General features: G+C 54.3%; 19 protein-coding genes. 12 read left to right on the plus strand and 7 right to left on the minus strand.

The features are described 5' to 3' along the window. Positions 1-218 precede the first annotated feature (218 nt). The 4 genes from ACR3ZL_RS13325 to ACR3ZL_RS13340 all read left to right on the plus strand — a co-directional run bounded on the left by ACR3ZL_RS13325 (position 219) and on the right by ACR3ZL_RS13340 (position 2,060). Positions 219-890: a hypothetical protein gene (locus ACR3ZL_RS13325; RefSeq protein WP_486173542.1), complete on the plus strand. Its 672-nt coding sequence runs from the start codon at positions 219-221 to the stop codon at positions 888-890. A 154-nt stretch (positions 891-1,044) separates the two neighbouring features. Continuing rightward, positions 1,045-1,263 (plus strand): addiction module protein, encoded by a 219-nt coding sequence (locus ACR3ZL_RS13330; protein ID WP_473652647.1) that lies wholly within the window; start codon positions 1,045-1,047, stop codon positions 1,261-1,263. Beyond that, positions 1,260-1,562 (plus strand): hypothetical protein, encoded by a 303-nt coding sequence (locus ACR3ZL_RS13335; RefSeq protein WP_473652646.1) that lies wholly within the window; start codon positions 1,260-1,262, stop codon positions 1,560-1,562. Before ACR3ZL_RS13330 ends, ACR3ZL_RS13335 begins: the two co-directional genes overlap by 4 nt. A gap of 162 nt (positions 1,563-1,724) precedes the next feature. Then, complete coding sequence (locus tag ACR3ZL_RS13340; RefSeq protein ID WP_473652645.1) at positions 1,725-2,060, plus strand: hypothetical protein; 336 nt, start codon at positions 1,725-1,727, stop codon at positions 2,058-2,060. A gap of 132 nt (positions 2,061-2,192) precedes the next feature. Here ACR3ZL_RS13340 and ACR3ZL_RS13345 read toward each other — a convergent pair whose 3' ends face one another. After that, positions 2,193-2,516: a hypothetical protein gene (locus tag ACR3ZL_RS13345; RefSeq protein ID WP_473652644.1), complete on the minus strand. Its 324-nt coding sequence runs from the start codon at positions 2,514-2,516 to the stop codon at positions 2,193-2,195. A 307-nt stretch (positions 2,517-2,823) separates the two neighbouring features. On the opposite strand from ACR3ZL_RS13345, the gene ACR3ZL_RS13350 reads away from it, so the two are divergent. The 3 genes from ACR3ZL_RS13350 (at position 2,824) to ACR3ZL_RS13360 (ending at position 5,152) form a co-directional block, all read left to right on the plus strand. Next, positions 2,824-3,282, plus strand: a complete 459-nt coding sequence (locus tag ACR3ZL_RS13350; RefSeq protein WP_473652643.1) for a DUF695 domain-containing protein — start codon at positions 2,824-2,826, stop codon at positions 3,280-3,282. A gap of 119 nt (positions 3,283-3,401) precedes the next feature. Next, complete coding sequence (locus ACR3ZL_RS13355; RefSeq protein ID WP_473652642.1) at positions 3,402-4,100, plus strand: metallophosphoesterase family protein; 699 nt, start codon at positions 3,402-3,404, stop codon at positions 4,098-4,100. Positions 4,101-4,204: 104 nt separating this feature from the next. After that, complete coding sequence (locus ACR3ZL_RS13360; RefSeq protein WP_473652641.1) at positions 4,205-5,152, plus strand: hypothetical protein; 948 nt, start codon at positions 4,205-4,207, stop codon at positions 5,150-5,152. Positions 5,153-5,889: 737 nt separating this feature from the next. Here ACR3ZL_RS13360 and ACR3ZL_RS13365 read toward each other — a convergent pair. From ACR3ZL_RS13365 to ACR3ZL_RS13375, 3 genes are read right to left on the minus strand one after another with little or no spacing between them, the layout of a single operon-like run. Then, complete coding sequence (locus tag ACR3ZL_RS13365; protein WP_473652640.1) at positions 5,890-6,522, minus strand: transposase; 633 nt, start codon at positions 6,520-6,522, stop codon at positions 5,890-5,892. A 42-nt stretch (positions 6,523-6,564) separates the two neighbouring features. After that, a complete protein-coding gene (locus ACR3ZL_RS13370; protein ID WP_473652639.1) occupies positions 6,565-6,810 on the minus strand; it encodes a hypothetical protein in 246 nt (81 codons plus the stop codon). A 13-nt stretch (positions 6,811-6,823) separates the two neighbouring features. Beyond that, complete coding sequence (locus ACR3ZL_RS13375) at positions 6,824-7,090, minus strand: hypothetical protein (protein ID WP_486173543.1); 267 nt, start codon at positions 7,088-7,090, stop codon at positions 6,824-6,826. 522 nt (positions 7,091-7,612) lie between these two features. Here ACR3ZL_RS13375 and ACR3ZL_RS13380 point away from each other — a divergent pair. From ACR3ZL_RS13380 to ACR3ZL_RS13390, 3 genes are all read left to right on the plus strand, one after another. Then, a complete protein-coding gene (locus tag ACR3ZL_RS13380; protein ID WP_486173544.1) occupies positions 7,613-8,176 on the plus strand; it encodes a hypothetical protein in 564 nt (187 codons plus the stop codon). A 609-nt stretch (positions 8,177-8,785) separates the two neighbouring features. Then, positions 8,786-9,241: a hypothetical protein gene (locus ACR3ZL_RS13385; protein WP_473652637.1), complete on the plus strand. Its 456-nt coding sequence runs from the start codon at positions 8,786-8,788 to the stop codon at positions 9,239-9,241. A gap of 15 nt (positions 9,242-9,256) precedes the next feature. Beyond that, positions 9,257-9,751, plus strand: a complete 495-nt coding sequence (locus ACR3ZL_RS13390; RefSeq protein ID WP_473652636.1) for a GxxExxY protein — start codon at positions 9,257-9,259, stop codon at positions 9,749-9,751. Here the strand turns inward: ACR3ZL_RS13390 and ACR3ZL_RS13395 are convergent. Then, entirely contained in the window at positions 9,635-10,810 is a 1,176-nt protein-coding gene (locus tag ACR3ZL_RS13395; protein ID WP_473652635.1) for a 3-dehydroquinate synthase, read from the minus strand. The two genes, ACR3ZL_RS13390 and ACR3ZL_RS13395, sit on opposite strands and share 117 nt — an antisense overlap. Beyond that, positions 10,807-11,748, minus strand: coding sequence for an alpha/beta hydrolase (locus ACR3ZL_RS13400; protein ID WP_473652634.1), 942 nt, complete (start codon positions 11,746-11,748; stop codon positions 10,807-10,809). The genes ACR3ZL_RS13395 and ACR3ZL_RS13400 overlap by 4 nt, the downstream gene beginning before the upstream one ends. Positions 11,749-11,860: 112 nt before the next feature. Between ACR3ZL_RS13400 and ACR3ZL_RS13405 the strand changes: the two genes are divergently transcribed. Both ACR3ZL_RS13405 and ACR3ZL_RS13410 read left to right on the plus strand, forming a co-directional pair. Beyond that, on the plus strand, positions 11,861-12,898 hold the full coding sequence (locus ACR3ZL_RS13405; RefSeq protein ID WP_473652633.1) for an aldo/keto reductase: 1,038 nt from the start codon (positions 11,861-11,863) through the stop codon (positions 12,896-12,898). A 151-nt stretch (positions 12,899-13,049) separates the two neighbouring features. Then, entirely contained in the window at positions 13,050-13,487 is a 438-nt protein-coding gene (locus ACR3ZL_RS13410) for a flagellar export chaperone FlgN (RefSeq protein WP_473652632.1), read from the plus strand. A 588-nt stretch (positions 13,488-14,075) separates the two neighbouring features. On the opposite strand, the gene ACR3ZL_RS13415 is transcribed toward ACR3ZL_RS13410, so the two are convergent. After that, positions 14,076-14,966 (minus strand): DUF6655 family protein, encoded by an 891-nt coding sequence (locus ACR3ZL_RS13415; RefSeq protein WP_473652631.1) that lies wholly within the window; start codon positions 14,964-14,966, stop codon positions 14,076-14,078. Positions 14,967-15,018: the final 52 nt, after the last annotated feature.

Raw genomic sequence — 15,018 nt, forward strand, 5'->3', positions numbered from 1 at the left:
CAAAGAAACAGGCGACCGACTTGAACTTGCCGAGGTCGAGCGAACAGATAATCATGGAGTGGTTCCGTGGTTTGAGGAGTCAACGTGTTAGAAGTGTTGATTGTGACCGATCGAAAGATCGAGATCACGGCCTGGTCAGCAGGTGTATCCAGCCGAGTCGCCTCAAACCACGGAGTTCACAGATTCGTTATCGGAACAAGGTTGAATTAAACGTCACGATGGCACTTTCCGATGCTACTCACAAACTAGACGACCTTCGCGCGGACTTGGTCCGGCAGCTCAAATCGTTTCATCTGACTTACGAACAGCATCAACTGCTGCATAAGTCCGATCTCGGTTTTCTTGTTCACTATGTGGTCCGAAAACGCTGGGTGTTGACTCTAGCTCTTGCCTCTCTGGCTGCAATTTCGCTCTTCTTCTCTTTCTACAGCCTTGCTTCCCCATTCGCCTACGTTCCGGGACTGCTTGTGACGACGGCGTGCGGCATCTGGGCGATGCGTCGCCATCTCAACTCTGTCGCCTTGATGACTGCCTACACGATCTACGAATCCGAAAGGCTTGATATCGCAACGAGTGACCTCACGATGGGTGATGAGCTTCGACTAAACTTCGCACTTGCTTACGACGAGCATCAGGCGATTCACGCTGGAAATTACAGGGAAGTCGCGAACCGCGTAATTGCTAGGCAATGGAGAAATTCGATTGTGTTCGGCATTGGAGCGATTGGTATATCTTTTCGTACTTTGCGCTGGCATGGACTGTCTTCATGGCCATTCTTGGTCGTGATCGGATCCGGCTTAGCCGCCTGTATTGCCCGTGATTACAGCGTGGCTCGTCGCGCACAAGTGATTCTTGAACGGCACACTGATCTTGACACAAACAACCGATAGCCATGCGATGATACGGAGCGGCGGTGGTGGCCGATTTGGCAATGGTAGAATCTCTCGCCGCCGCCCGCATATCGCTACCGTTATCCGGTTGACATTGGGCTTGATTGCGATCTCGCGAGGTCCTGGCTAGAATGACGCGATGGGGAGAACTGAAATGGGAATTGAAACTCTCGTCGACAGCATGTCGCGAACCGAGCAAATTGCAGCATTGCAGCTGATCTGGGACCGCCTGTCTGCGGATCCGGGAGGAACCGAGCCGCCCGACTGGCATGGTGATGTGCTCGCCGAGCGGCGAGCGTCACTGGAGGATGGCACGGCAAAGCTCGTTGACTGGGCCGATGCTAAGAAGCGATTGCGGGAGCGGCACGGTTGAGAATCCGACTGCACGAACAGGCGGAATTTGACCTGGAGCGTGGAGCAGATTTCTATGAATCGAGACTGAGCGGAATAGGTGCGTATTTTGTTGATTGCCTCGCCTCTGACATCGAATCCCTGAAAGTTTTTGCCGGCACTCACTCGAAGAAATTTGGCTTCTTTCGCGCTGTTTCCAAACGCTTTCCGTATTCGATTTACTACGATGTGATCAAGGACGAGGTGGTCGTATTTGGCGTGTTCGGTGATCGCCAACGCCCTGAGGCAATAGAGGCGTCATTGCACAACCGCATTCCATGACGCGGATAACGAATGCATGCACCGGAGCAAGTGTGTCTTCGTTCTGGTGGTTGCCTTCGTCATTATACCACCTCCACTCCGTCACCCCTGCCCGGTGATGCTGGGCGTCATCCGACTTGGCACGCTTGATTCTGATGCTTCGTTAGTCCGCGATTCCTTCACATGACCGAACCTCCGACTCCGACTGATTCGTCCTCCGCTCCACAGTGCGGTATTCGCAACGACATACTGATAGGCTTTCTCGCCGCGACGTTCGCGGCCCCTGCCGCTGGTGTCGTGTTCGCTATTGCGATGGTGTCTGGATTTAGTGGCGCCGCCGAGCGAAACCTATTCATCGGCTTAACGCTCGCTGGGTTCTTATCGCTCTTCTCGTTTACCTGCCTCTCTGCGTTCGCGGGCTGGAACTGGTTTCGCCATCGTCGAAGCCTTTTGTACCTGCTATTCTGTGCTGGTATCGTCGTTGCCTTCAGTGGTTTCGCTTTGCTGGTGCCGACGTGATCGCGGCGATCCCAGAACCAGACAAAACGGCGGATAAGCAAGCCATGCAACGGAGCACGGCTTGCAAGTTTTTTGACAATGGAAAATCAACCGTCCGTGCCCGCTGATGGCCACCGTTCGCCGACCAAGTCATCATTTGCTGCCTTCAAACAGGTCGAGCAATCGCTGCACCGATGGATGCTCGCCTTTGTAGCACTCACGCAACATCGCAATCGCGACCTTTTCAGCGTACTCTCGGGTCATCCCGATCCAAATGTTAGCCATGTTCTTCTCGTCCGCCGTGTCTGCTTTGTACGGGTACGTCATTCTTGCACGCAACAGAATCTGCGTGCGTTCCGGCGGCATTTTCCACGCTGGTTTCCCGCGATATTGATTCACAGTGATCTTGTAATCATCTACCTGGTTGCCCTTGTCTCCGCGCCGGATGCTGGCGACCGTACTTACTTTCTTACCCATCAATCGTCCCTCAACCAATCATCGTCTTGTAATGAATGTGACACCGATTTCTGTATATGTAATCTAGTGGTATCGAATGCGAAATGAGTCGATATTGCCAACGTAGGTAATGACGAGTTTGCTCGCGGTCACTGCGATCTGTAAACTACTGCGCATCGTCGTTCCTGTTGGCTGACGCGACTCCGCTTCAGATGCGGCGAACCATGTCGTGCACCGAAGCACCGCATCTTGATTTTACAAATGGAAAACACATTGGCGGTGCTCGGTGACGACCGCCGTTACCCGACCGAAGGAATCCTGATTCACGATGGACGCAAACTTGGAATCGCTAAACGCGTTGGAAGACCGATGGAAGCTTGGACAGATTCCGCTTCAAGACGGCACACTCTTTGTGCGACTCAACCAATCCGCTCAACCGTATATCGGACATCCGGAACTCGGCATCAAACTTGGATTCGCGATTCCGTTTAATGAGAAACCGCAATACGGCGTCCCGAACCCCGACGAGAACGATGCGGTTGCGACGCTCGAAGACAAAATCCGGGATGCCGTGGCCGCCGAGACTCACGGAATTCATGTTTTGACGCTGACTGCACCAGACGCTAAGGAATTGGTGTTTTACATCGCAGAGGGTGCTGACATCGGGTCACTACACGAATCGTTGCGAAAACAATCGGAAACGCATGACGTGCAATGCATGGCGGTACGTGACCCAGACTGGGGATCGTTCAAAGAGTTTCTGCCGCAACAACAGGGCGGCGGGTAACCGTTCCGTGCACCGGAGGGCGGTATCGCGTGTTTACAACTGGAAAATCAACTCGCCGTCCCCGGTGACGGCCGACGTTCTGGCACCAAGACATCCTTATTGGTTAGCGGTTCCATTGTATGACTCGATACCTTGCCATCGGAGACATTCACGGTTGCTTCGACGCACTTCGCACATTGGTGTCGTTCGTAGGCGTCTGTGATTCGGACGTCGTTGTGACGCTCGGTGACTATGTCGATCGTGGTCCGAACACCAAAGACGTGATCGATTGGCTTATTTCCTTTCGCGAGACGAACTCGCTGGTGGCTCTTCGCGGCAATCACGAGGTGATGATGCTTAACGCCCGCATAAACCAGTCGGACAAACTCCGCTGGGGGCAATTTGGAGCGATTGAAACTCTTGATTCCTACGCGACGGGCGACGATGGCGCTGCTGACTTAGACGATATCCCCGATTCGCACTGGCAATTCCTTTCAAATCTTCTGCCGTACTACGAGACCGAGACACACGTCTTCGTTCACGCAATGGTCGATCCAACTCTGCCCATGGATCAACAATCTGACCGCACTCTCTTTTGGGATCGCTACTCAGACCAATTTCCCGGGCACATTTCCGGCAAGTTCATGGTATGCGGACATAAGTCACAAGACTCGGGTCTGCCCGTCGCGAATGAATTTTCGATATGTATCGACACCGGTGCGTGCAAGCGGCGCTGGCTCTCCTGTCTCTGTGTCGATTCAGGTACAATTTGGCAAGCCAACCAGAATGGCGAAACTCGACAGTTGAGTGTCAACGCCCTCAGTTCTCGCCCGCAATGAGCCAGAACCAAGCCGTGCACGCGGAGCACGGCTTGCGAGTTTTTACCAATGGAAAGTCGTCCCTCCGTGCCTGGTGACGGCGGACGTTATGCTACTTAAGAATAATGAAATTTGATCCTGACAACATACGTTCAGCTGTAATTGCACTCGTCACCATAGTGGCTGCAGCCACATCAGTATTTTCGCTGGGAGATTCATTAGGCTCAGATTTTCGTTTTACGGCACTCTTCATTGGTGCGTCGGTGGCAGGTCTTTCGACAATGATGCTGCGCTACCTTCGACTTGACTCCGAAGATGAAAGTGAATCGCCAATTCCAATTGGCAGTAGAACATTGCGTCAGATCGAGGACGTAAAACGCCAGATAGCGATACTTCGTCATGAAAGCGGTGGCGCCACGATCTCTGATGACGACCGCAAGCAATTGGTAGAACAACTTCGAGAACAGGTTAGAAATGAAGCCGCCGATTCGGTTATCAGCGCTATCGAAGAACAGGTTTCAACTCGCATCGCAGCTGAAATCCCAATGGAAGCCGTTGCACAGGCATACGAAAAAACAACCAGCCGACTCTCTCGTGAAGTAGAGTCACTGAGCAAACGCGGCAACATCAATTTGGTAATCGGGCTCGTCACTGCGCTCACAGGTCTTGTCATTCTTGGGTTTGTAGTTTTCTCCAAACCGATATCCGATGTTTCGCTATCGAACGCTCTATTGTATCTCCTTCCACGAATTTCACTTGTAATGTTTGTGGAAGTATTCGCTTACTTTTTCTTGCGTCTATACCGACTTAGCCTTGACGACATAAAGTACTTTCAGAATGAACTGACGGGAATTGAATCCCGATATTTGGGCTTGCAGGTTGCTCTTTCCCACGGGGAAGCTACGATCACGCAGGTCGTCAATGTGCTTGCTCAGGTCGATAGAAATTCGCCCAAAGCTCTTGCTGGAACCTCTGCAAAAAGCAACAAACAAGATGCGACGAAAGATGCGAAACAGCTCGTAGATTCAGCTCTGACTCTTTCCAAACAGGCGCAAGACATGTTCGGGTCGTAGCATAACAATGTGATGCACGCGAAGCCGGGCTTGCGTGCGGATTTTTCTGCTTGCAAGATTATCGTCCCGGCTCGGTGATCACTGCCGACTATGAAGTCCGAGGTTGGCAAGTGGGGTGTTTGGGTTTATTTTATGTTTTTTGTTTGCTGAGTCGATCGAGGGGCCGTTGCCGGAGGCGTTGATCGGTCGCTCGCCGCAGTAGTGGCGACCGATCAATGGCGTAGGTAACGGCACCGGCCGGTGAAGCCATAACGAGTTCGGTTCGTTCGGTGTTTCGGTCAGGCAACGCCAAGGAGCTTGATTAAACGACTATTCGAGTTGTCAGCGTTCTTGAGTCCTGGAGGGCCGACGTTCGTGGACGCTGGCGACGCAGTCTCAGTTATCCATGCACGGTTCAAACCACTTGGTTGGTTCGAAACGTTTTCGGCTGGCTCTTACCTGGAGGCTTCTGTCCTCTTGGAGGACACGAGCAGTAAGAGTTGGTCCAGGAGTGCCGCACATTCTTTAGAGCGATGTGTCCGAAAGCTCTGCTGATTGCTCGATCGCAATCAGGTTCCTAGGCGAGCCGCTCGGCATCAGGCTACGTCGGTGCTGACACACTGGGGGGGATCTGGTCCTTGGGGCGTGTTCGATTCAGCAGGTTCCTTGTTTGATTGAGGTGGTCGTGTCGATGAATTGCGAGGATTGGGATTTCGAGGAAGCCCAAAGGTCCGATTCGTTATCTCGATGTCAGAACATCAGTCACGCGATACTGGCTGTCTTGCTCGTCTCTGAGTTGGCTGGCGAGGTAACTTCTTGACAGTCCGTTTGGGCTTGGTGATGGACGGTTTCTTCGCCTTGCTGGTTGTTTTCGTTGTTTCAGTCTTGGCCTCCTCAGCCGCTTTGCGTTCTTTCGCCAACCGGCGTTTCCGCTTGTGTCGGCACTCTTTCTTCGGCATCGCCTCGAAGGCTTTCTTATCCATGGGAAGTTGACCGCCGTAGGATTCAGTCACTTCAATCATCTTGGCCGGTTCCCAGTCCTTTTCATCTCGCAGCATCGCCCAAGCGATCACGGCAATCTTTCGAGCCAACGCGATCGCTGCCTTCTTCTTGCGTGTCTTCTGACCTCCGTAGATTCGTTCGTAAACTCCCTTGGCCCAAGGGTTGTAACGCAATGACGCCCAGGCACACTCGACGAGAATCGTTCTTGCCAGTGGATTGCCTCGTTTTGTGATCCGTCCATTGCGATCCGTTTCTCCGGACTGATACTGCCGAGGCACCAGCCCGAAATAGGCTGACACCTGTCTTCCACTTTCAAAGCGATGAGCGGCGTCGATACAGGCAACCAGGATCTCGGCGGTACGAGGCCCCACGCCAGGAATCGTTTGCACACGCCGAACGCGTGCGTCGGTCTTTCCGATCGCTTCGAGACGCTAGACGACCGTGTTGAGCTGCTCGGTCAGCGAATCCAGGATGGTGAGCTCAATGTCCAGTTGCCCCTTCCAAAGTTCATCGGGGCTACAGTCGGTAAGTGGCTTGCGGAACGAGTTGATTCTTTCCCGTCCGGTGTGCCAGGCTTTTTCGCCAGTGGCGATCTCGATGCCATGGTTAACGAACCAGGCGCGGATGGTGTTCTTGGCCTTGTTGACGCGGTGGTCGAGTGTCTTGCGATACTTCACGAGCGATCGAAATTCACGGTGCTGGAGTGTGGACGCCCTTGAGTTCGCCCATGGCGGCCATGCGAGCGAGTTTCAGGGCGTCGTCGCGATCGGTTTTGCGTTTGACGTTGGCCCACCGCCAGGCTTCCTCGTTGGTGCTGCAGACGAGTGTTTTGTGCCCATGAGCTTCAGCCAGATCATTGATCCATCCCGAGGGGCCGCAGGCCTCCATGACGACCAGGTCGGCTTGGTGATTGGTGAACAGCGAGTCCATGTGCTCGCGCGTCGTCGGAACTGTCATGAACCTGGGCTTTCGATTCTTTGGATCGAAAAAGCGTGTACCGGAGTTGCCGCTTCTTTTGGTTTGACTGGGCCGAGGTCAAGTGCGAGAATCTTCATTGCTTTGAATCCTTGTGTTTGGTGGGTGGAGCGAATGTGACAGGCAGCCCCAAGCTGCTCAGATCACGGGTCCGAGTCGCCAGTCATTGTGAATAAATGGCTCCCACCCATCAAACCTCGGACTTACATAGATTCTTTATTTTGCTGAGACCAGATGCAAGTCGTAGGAACTGGTAACGTCACATACATTCTCCTCAGCGGGATCGCCGTACCTCACTGCGTTCGTCTCAGTGAAGGCGTTGAGTTGCAGCCCGCTGATACATCACACCTTGACCTTCAAACAATGCTTTTTGCGTGTACGCAACCTGACGATATCGCGGTCGCTGCGGCATCCATCCCTCGCGTCACAGCACAGTTCGAGATAACTGCTCACACGCCCAAAGAACTGGCGGTAGTTGCATGGAATTCATCGTGGGATGTGCTGTTGCTCAGTGCGTTTTTTCGCACCGAGATTGGCTTCAACTTGCAGAGCACTACTTCTGCCAACGCAATATCGGCAGACAGTACGCTGAACGCGACCAATCTCCACATGCGCGGACTCACGAACTCTACGCCGTACCAAATCACCGATGACGATTTGCATTGGATCGCAAGCAATTTTGCAAACGCTCGACAACTGCTTGAAAACGACCAATTTCAGACTGCTGTGCATTGCCTTGCAACATACCGCTGGCATTCGATGGCTCGCGTTCAACTGGCGATTCTCTGGGCTGGAATCGAATGTATGTTTGGGACAAGCACTGAAATCCGATTCCGGATTAGTCTGTATATTGCCCGGTTTCTCCACCCCGACGACGCTAGCAAACGCCAAACGGTGTTCGATGCCGTGAAACGCCTCTACAATTCACGTTCGGCTGCTGTACATGGTTCGAAAATCAAGGGCGACGCCTCTAACATCGTTAACGACTCTGCAGACCTTCTTTGCAATCTTCTGCGACGCTGTACAGACCGCAAGTCGATGCCTGATGAAAATGAACTTGTACCCTGACATCGCAAAAAAACAAACCGTTGCAAAGGGATCCGCGGGCCGCGCGGTTTGGTGAAATCAATGTCTTTCGCCGCGGTCCGGTGAACGGTGGCATTACCCGACTGATAGCATTGTGCGAATCTTCTGCTGTGACTGACGCAAATCCGTTCTCTCCGCCTCTTACTGGCCCAGACACTGCAACTGCAATTCCACATACGTCGTCTCTTCGTGCCGAATCATGGCGGGGTTTCAAACTCGGCGCGAAACTGACCGCAATCGCAATGACGGCGATTATAGTTGCGCTCGCAATCTTTGCTGTTGGCATGTTTATCTATATGACGGCTATCACCAACGGAGACTTTGCACGCTCCGTAGAGTGGTCTGGTATCTTGCGCGGCATTGGTGGCTCGATAGCTGCTATTGCGATGATGTCATTGTACGGTGGTTTCGCGGGTGCTATCGTGATGACGCTGGCTGCGGTCGTCCGTAAACTGCGACGCACTGCGAAGATTGCCCAAGACGGCGGGTAACCACCACATGCACCGAAACCGGGCTTGCGTGGTTTTTCAAATGGAACATCAACTGTCCTGGTTCGGTAATGTGTGACTTTCTGCAGCAAGTTGATCTTCGATGAATGAAAACGAACTGCATTTCGACTCTCACCGCTTCGCGATTGAGTCCGCAACGTTTCGGTATATCACTGACAGTTGCAGCGGTCCCGGCTGGGACTTCAATTTCTCGGGACCACGCGTCACTGGCGACCGTGAGGAACCCGAATACCCATACGGCATTCGACTAATGACAGAATCCGGTCGTTTGCCTCTAGAGCCAATGGACGACCTGACGGGGACTACCGTCGAACTTCATTCGCCATACGATGAAGAATCTGGCGAACCGTACTTTGACGTGAATGTGATGGAATCGCATGACGTGCCAAGGCTGAAATTGGATTTCGTCGAGCGACGTGGCGACGAGTACTTGATCAATATCATTGCCACGGTCGCTGAAGCGATTGCTGGCAAACGAGAATCCCTCTCCCTGATTGCTTGGGCACAGCGTGAAGCGGACCACGTTTATCCGACGTAGACATTCACCAAAGCCTTGTGCCATGAGTTGCACCTGAGTGGTCTTGCGTGCGAACGTCAATGGGAGGTTGGTCTGATCTACGAGCAATGTGTCATCAAGAGACAGAAGCTTGACATCTTTGTGATCGGCGAAGTTCTTGCGGAGCAAAAAAGCTGTTACCAAGATTCCCAACGTCCCCGCAGTTTAAACGCTCTCTTGTCTACAATCAAAGAGCTTGAAACGAGGTTTGAAACCAGGTTTGCTCATCCATTTCAGTCAATCCAAACTGGTCGATGGAGTGAAACGGCTTTCTCTATCAACTCCGTGTCCTCTGTTGTGAAATTCCACAAACGTTTCACCCAGAATAAGTTCGTGGCCGCTCGATGGATGTCGCGGAAATCACAAAGCGACGACCTAGCGGGATGCGATGGATTCGTGCTGGGCAGCGATGGTTTGCAGGTCTTCGATGCACTGACGCATCACGGTTCGGTCGATCTCGTGAACATTCACGCTCTCGCCGATTCGCTTTAGCATCGTCACCGTCAGACGGCCGCCGAGATGCTGGCGGAATTCTTCAAGCCCCCGCAGCACCGCTTCGGTGTCCTGAATCGCATCGCACCACAACGGCGTGCCGATGGCCGCAAGCGTATCGATCACCCGCATCGCGTCGGGTTTGGGAAGGCCGAATTTCTGGGAAGAATACAGCGTGTCCAAAGCGACTCCGATGCCGACCGCTTCGCCGTGCCGCAACGCGTAATCCGTCATCGGTTCAAGGCGGTGAGCCGACCAGTGTCCGAAGTCGAGAGGTCGGGCTTCCAGGGCTTCGAAGGGATCGCCGCCGCGTGTGATGTGATCGAGGTGCAAACGACACGATCGGGTGATCGCTTCGGAGCTGATCGCGGGATCACGATGTCGAAGTGCGTCCGCGTGGGTATGAAGGAACTCGAAAAACTCAGGCTCCTTCAGCAACGCTACTTTGACCGCTTCGGTAAGCCCCGATCGGAAGTCGCGGTCCGGTAAAGTCTGCAGGATCTCGGTGTCGTTGATGACCGCCCAAGGAACCGCAAAGGTGCCGACCCAGTTCTTTTTGCCAAAGTAGTTCACCGCGTTTTTCACACCGACACCCGAGTCGGCCTGGGCCAACGTCGTTGATGGTAAGCGGATCAGACGGATTCCGCGGTGTGCGATTGCGGCAGCGTAACCGGCCACGTCTAAAACCGCTCCACCGCCAGCGACAATGAGGTAGCTGCGGCGGTCCATGTCGTGCTGGTTGATCAAGCCAAGCAACTCTTCCAGCACCGCAGGCGAGTTCTTGCAAACCTCGCCGCCGGGGATCACGTGCATGGGCGCGGCGAGATCGACACGGTCCGAGTTCGCCAGTTGCGATGCCAACCGATTGGCAAACGAATCCGGCGTGGACGTGGACGCATCGTGCAGGTTGGAGTCAACCCACAGTTGCACCTTAGCGGGCTGGCCCACGTCAGCACTCAGTACAGACGTTAACGCGTCGAAGTCAGGGCCCGCCACATCGAGCGTCGTTCGAAGACGATGGGTGAAGGCGACGGTGAAGGGGATATCGATATCGCTCACGGTTGTGCTTGCTTCCAATCACGCCACAGCCATCGCAAGGCATCGGGGAAGACACTGCCGGCATGCTTTCCGTCGTGCCCTCCGTCACCGTAGACGAATTTGTAGTCGTAATCTTGGAATGCGAGTGCTTTCGCCATTTGTTGATTCGCCAGTGGCCAATTGCCGTAGCGGTTGTCCAAATCGTTGCTGCCGTCTTGAAGGAATACGCGAATCGGCTTGCGGTCCGCCTTGCGAATCATGGACGGATAATTGTGTCCGCCTCGGATGTCGGTGAAGCTGCCGATGTTCGAAAGCACCTTGCGAAATGAATCGGGGCGGTGCCAGGCAACCGAAAACGCACAAATGCCTCCAGAACTGCTGCCACCGATCGCTCGCAATTCGGGGTTTTGGCTGATGGGGTGCTGTTTTTCGATCGGAGGCAGGATCTCGTTGATCAGGAATTCGGCGAAGTCACCACTGACCGTGTCGTATTCAACACTGCGGTTTTCGGGACGCGGCTGCCAACCTCGTTTGTCCGGCAATTCGCTCGTGAAGCCTGGATCGATCAAGACAGCGATGGTTGGCGGCATCGCTCCATCAGCGATCAGATTGTCAAACACGGTCGGAACGCGGAAGTCGCCGTCAGGTTTCAGGTAGGCGTGTCCGTCCAAGAACACCATCAACGCGCAAGAGGTCGTGTCGCTGGATCCGGCTGGAACGTAAACGCTGAAGTGCCGCGACGTTCCGGGATAGATTTTGCTGTCTGTCCAGGTGTGATGGGTAACCGTGCCGCGTTCAACCCCGTCTCTTGGTTGGGAGTCCGCGCTCAATTTGTAGTTGGTTTGGGCAAGTACCGTCGTTGGACCTGGGTAGCAAATCGTTGCCACTAGAATCGCAGCCACCACCCAGGTGGGACGGATTGCAAGCCGGAGGAAGGGCAATGGCGGGGGGAATTCCATGGACGGCTTGATCTGAGGCGGGAGGTGGGTACAACGCGGGCTCACATTGTAGCCAAAAAATGATTTTTGGCCTCCCGGTAGCCGACCAACTGAACTCTAAGAACCGATTTTCATGCAACAACGACGTTTAGGTGCCAGCGGTATTGCGGTTTCGGACATCTGTATGGGGACGATGACGTTCGGTTCCGTGTGTGACCAAACGCTCAGCCACCAGATATGCGATACGGCTCTGGATGCGGGAATCAACTTCTTCGACGCCGCCGAAATCTATCCTGTCCCGCCCAGCGAAGAAACGTTTGGCGTGACGGAAGAGATTTTCGGTAGTTGGCTGGCTGGGCAACCGCGGGACCGGATCACGGTCGCGACCAAGGTGACAGGCCCCGGACATGGTTGGTTCGTCCCGCCGGTACGGCACGGACGTACCACCCTGGATCGCCATACCATCATTCGCGCGTGCGAAGATTCGCTGCGTCGTTTGCAAACCGACTACATCGATCTGTACCAGACACACTGGCCGGATCATGGAATGCCTTACGAAGAAGTCCTGGAGGCACTGACGCATCTAAAACGATCCGGCAAAGTCCGCGTCATCGGCTGCAGTAACGAAACGTCGTGGGGCTTAATGAAAAGTTTGTGGGCGGCGGATTTGCATGATGTCGACCGGTACCAAACGGTGCAGAACAACTTCAGCTTGATCAACCGTCGGTGCGAAAGCGAGCTCGCTCAGGTTTGTCGACGTGAAAACGTCAGCTTGCTTCCGTATTCTCCGCTTGGTGGCGGCGTCTTGACCGGAAAGTACAACGATGGACCACCGCCGGGGGCTCGTTTCACCGGCTATCTGACTGGAGATGCCGAACGTCAAAAGAATATGGCGAAACGTTTTGTTAACGACCGCACGCTGGAGACGACGCGGCGAATGATGGAAATCGCGAAATCGATTGGTGTCAGTGTCACGGCATTGTCAGTCGCATGGTCCAAGCAGCACGATTTTGTGGCTTCCACCATCATCGGTGCGACCTCGGTCGAGCAATTGCAAGAATCGTTGGCGGCGGACGACTTGATCCTGGACAGTGAAACGCTGGCAAGGATCGATCAGGTGGATGTAGAGATTCCTACGCCGATGACCGAAGACGGGTTGCGGCGTTTGTAGTCGCGTGTCGTTGGCCGGCTTGAGGTTGGTTTCGTCGCGAAATATTCGCTGTCGCGGAGTCTGGCGTTACGTGAGACAATGCGGAAACGCTAGCCGATTGCGGCGGAAGTTTACTGACTGTTAAACGCCTTTGATTCACCGGAGTCGACCGATGCCGACGATTGAAGACCTCGAATCCAACATCGATCTGCGTCACGAGCAGCTTACGGTGTTGTTGCAGCTTACCGGGCAACAGGAAACCGCGATCGCGGACGGGCACATGAACGAGCTGATGCGATTGCTCAGCACGAAGCAGCGACTGATCGAGGCGTTCGTGCAGGCATCGAATCAATTCAAAGCCGACCGAGAGGCGTTCCCTGGCCGCCCGGATGTTTCGGCCGCCCATCGGCAAAAGAACGAACAATGCAATACGATGCACGCTGAATTGATGCAGCGTGAAGCGGCTTGCCAGTCTTCGCTGGAAACGTCACGCGATGACATTGCGTCGGAACTAGTGCGGGGTGACGGTGCCAAGCGGGCGGCGGCCGGTTATGGTCAATCCGGCAACACATCGCCAACCAAGGGTGGCGGGCTGGACCTTTCTCAATAGGCGGTCAATCTGTGTGTTCGAACCGCTTTGGTGAATTAGGTTACCGAACTAGTGCTTCATCCATATTCAAGTTGGGTGTAGTGGGCGAGGCGCCGAGCCCGTCTGGTTGATGAGTGGATGGGATTCGTCGCCTCATCCACTACGATCAACCTCAAAATGATATGTAGCCGAAACGCTAGCGCTTCATCCAGATTCAAGTTTGGGGTAGTGGGCGAGGCGACGAGCCCGTCTGGTCGGTGAGTGGATGGGATTCGTCGCCTCATCCACTACGATCAACCCCAAAATGATATGTAGCCGAAACGCTAGCGCTTCATCCATATTCAAGTTTGGGTGTAGTGGGCGAGGCGACGAGCCCGTCTGGTTGATGAGTGGATGGGATTCGTTGCCACATCCACTACGATCAACCTCAAAATGATATGTAGCCGAAGCACGAGTGCTTCATCCAGATTCAAGTTGGGTGTAGTGGGCGAGGCGACGAGCCCGTCTGGTCGGTGAATGAATAGGATTCGTCGTCTCATCCACTACGATCAACCCCAAAATGAAATGTAGATGAAGCACTAGGTTGCCGGGCTGATCTACCGAACTGCGTTACCGAACGATGGTGCCGCTTTCTTCTAGACCGCTGCCTGTTTCGGGTTGCGTGGCGATCATCGTCGGAACGTTGTCGCCCGGAACCAGCCCAGTTTCTGGCAGCAGGCTGTCGTTGATCGAAGGCTCGTTTGGATTGAGGATCGGCCAGCCGGAATTGAAGCGTGTTTCGGCGGTGTAATCGACCTGCGGACGGTCATACGACTTGGGCGGCGATCCGGTGTGGTGGTGTCCGAATTTGAGATACTTCGTGCCCGCTAAACGTGTTTCGTCGCGGATCGATCCGCCTTGAAAGGGACCAATGCCCATCACCCAAGTATCCTTGGCAGTGGACCGGGATTGACTGACTCCGGATTGCCAAACCGCTAAGCGAGTTTCGCGGTCGTAGGCGAAGGCGGCAATCTTGGCCGCGCCCTCGCGAGCGTCACGTCGCGCAAACGCAATTTCCGGAACATTGGGGATTGCCGGAGCATTGGACAACAACGTCGCCGTGGATCCGATGGCGTTGTTTTCGGGGACTCCGAAGGTCACCCGGTGGTCGTCGGCACCCAGCGTACCGATTCGCGGTTCGATAACGATATCGGCATCTTTGCTGAGTTCTTGTAGCAAGCAACCCGCTGCCATGATTTGTTGACGAAGGGCGCTGGTGACGTAATCGGCATTCACGAACGAGTCGCTCTTCACCGACCGCAGGTAGGCGGTGTCCAGATAGACCTTTTCGCCGCTGAGAGGACGGAAGTCGATCGTGGAAACGCTGCGGTCGACGGCGTCGGACAGCAAAAGTTGTTCGGTAGCTTGGTACTCTCGCGTCGTGCCACAACCCACCAAGATGAGCGTGAAAACGCCAATCCCGAAGAGGCAGAACGATAGCGACCCATGTGAACGATTCACGGTGCAAGCAGATGGATAATCAAACGAGGCGGGCAATTTGGCGAGGAACGAA

It is taken from the genome of Rhodopirellula sp. J20-39, assembly GCF_057365095.1.

Bases quoted from the DNA above. Each gene is read 5' to 3' on its own strand.
- ACR3ZL_RS13325 (WP_486173542.1), top strand. From the start codon at position 219: ATGGCACTTTCCGATGCTACTCACAAACTAGACGACCTTCGCGCGGAC.
- ACR3ZL_RS13330 (WP_473652647.1), top strand. From the start codon at position 1,045: ATGGGAATTGAAACTCTCGTCGACAGCATGTCGCGAACCGAGCAAATT.
- ACR3ZL_RS13340 (WP_473652645.1), top strand. From the start codon at position 1,725: ATGACCGAACCTCCGACTCCGACTGATTCGTCCTCCGCTCCACAGTGC.
- ACR3ZL_RS13345 (WP_473652644.1), bottom strand. From the start codon at position 2,516: ATGGGTAAGAAAGTAAGTACGGTCGCCAGCATCCGGCGCGGAGACAAG.
- ACR3ZL_RS13350 (WP_473652643.1), top strand. From the start codon at position 2,824: ATGGACGCAAACTTGGAATCGCTAAACGCGTTGGAAGACCGATGGAAG.
- ACR3ZL_RS13355 (WP_473652642.1), top strand. From the start codon at position 3,402: ATGACTCGATACCTTGCCATCGGAGACATTCACGGTTGCTTCGACGCA.
- ACR3ZL_RS13360 (WP_473652641.1), top strand. From the start codon at position 4,205: ATGAAATTTGATCCTGACAACATACGTTCAGCTGTAATTGCACTCGTC.
- ACR3ZL_RS13375 (WP_486173543.1), bottom strand. From the start codon at position 7,090: ATGACAGTTCCGACGACGCGCGAGCACATGGACTCGCTGTTCACCAAT.
- ACR3ZL_RS13385 (WP_473652637.1), top strand. From the start codon at position 8,786: ATGAATGAAAACGAACTGCATTTCGACTCTCACCGCTTCGCGATTGAG.
- ACR3ZL_RS13400 (WP_473652634.1), bottom strand. From the start codon at position 11,748: ATGGAATTCCCCCCGCCATTGCCCTTCCTCCGGCTTGCAATCCGTCCC.
- ACR3ZL_RS13405 (WP_473652633.1), top strand. From the start codon at position 11,861: ATGCAACAACGACGTTTAGGTGCCAGCGGTATTGCGGTTTCGGACATC.
- ACR3ZL_RS13410 (WP_473652632.1), top strand. From the start codon at position 13,050: ATGCCGACGATTGAAGACCTCGAATCCAACATCGATCTGCGTCACGAG.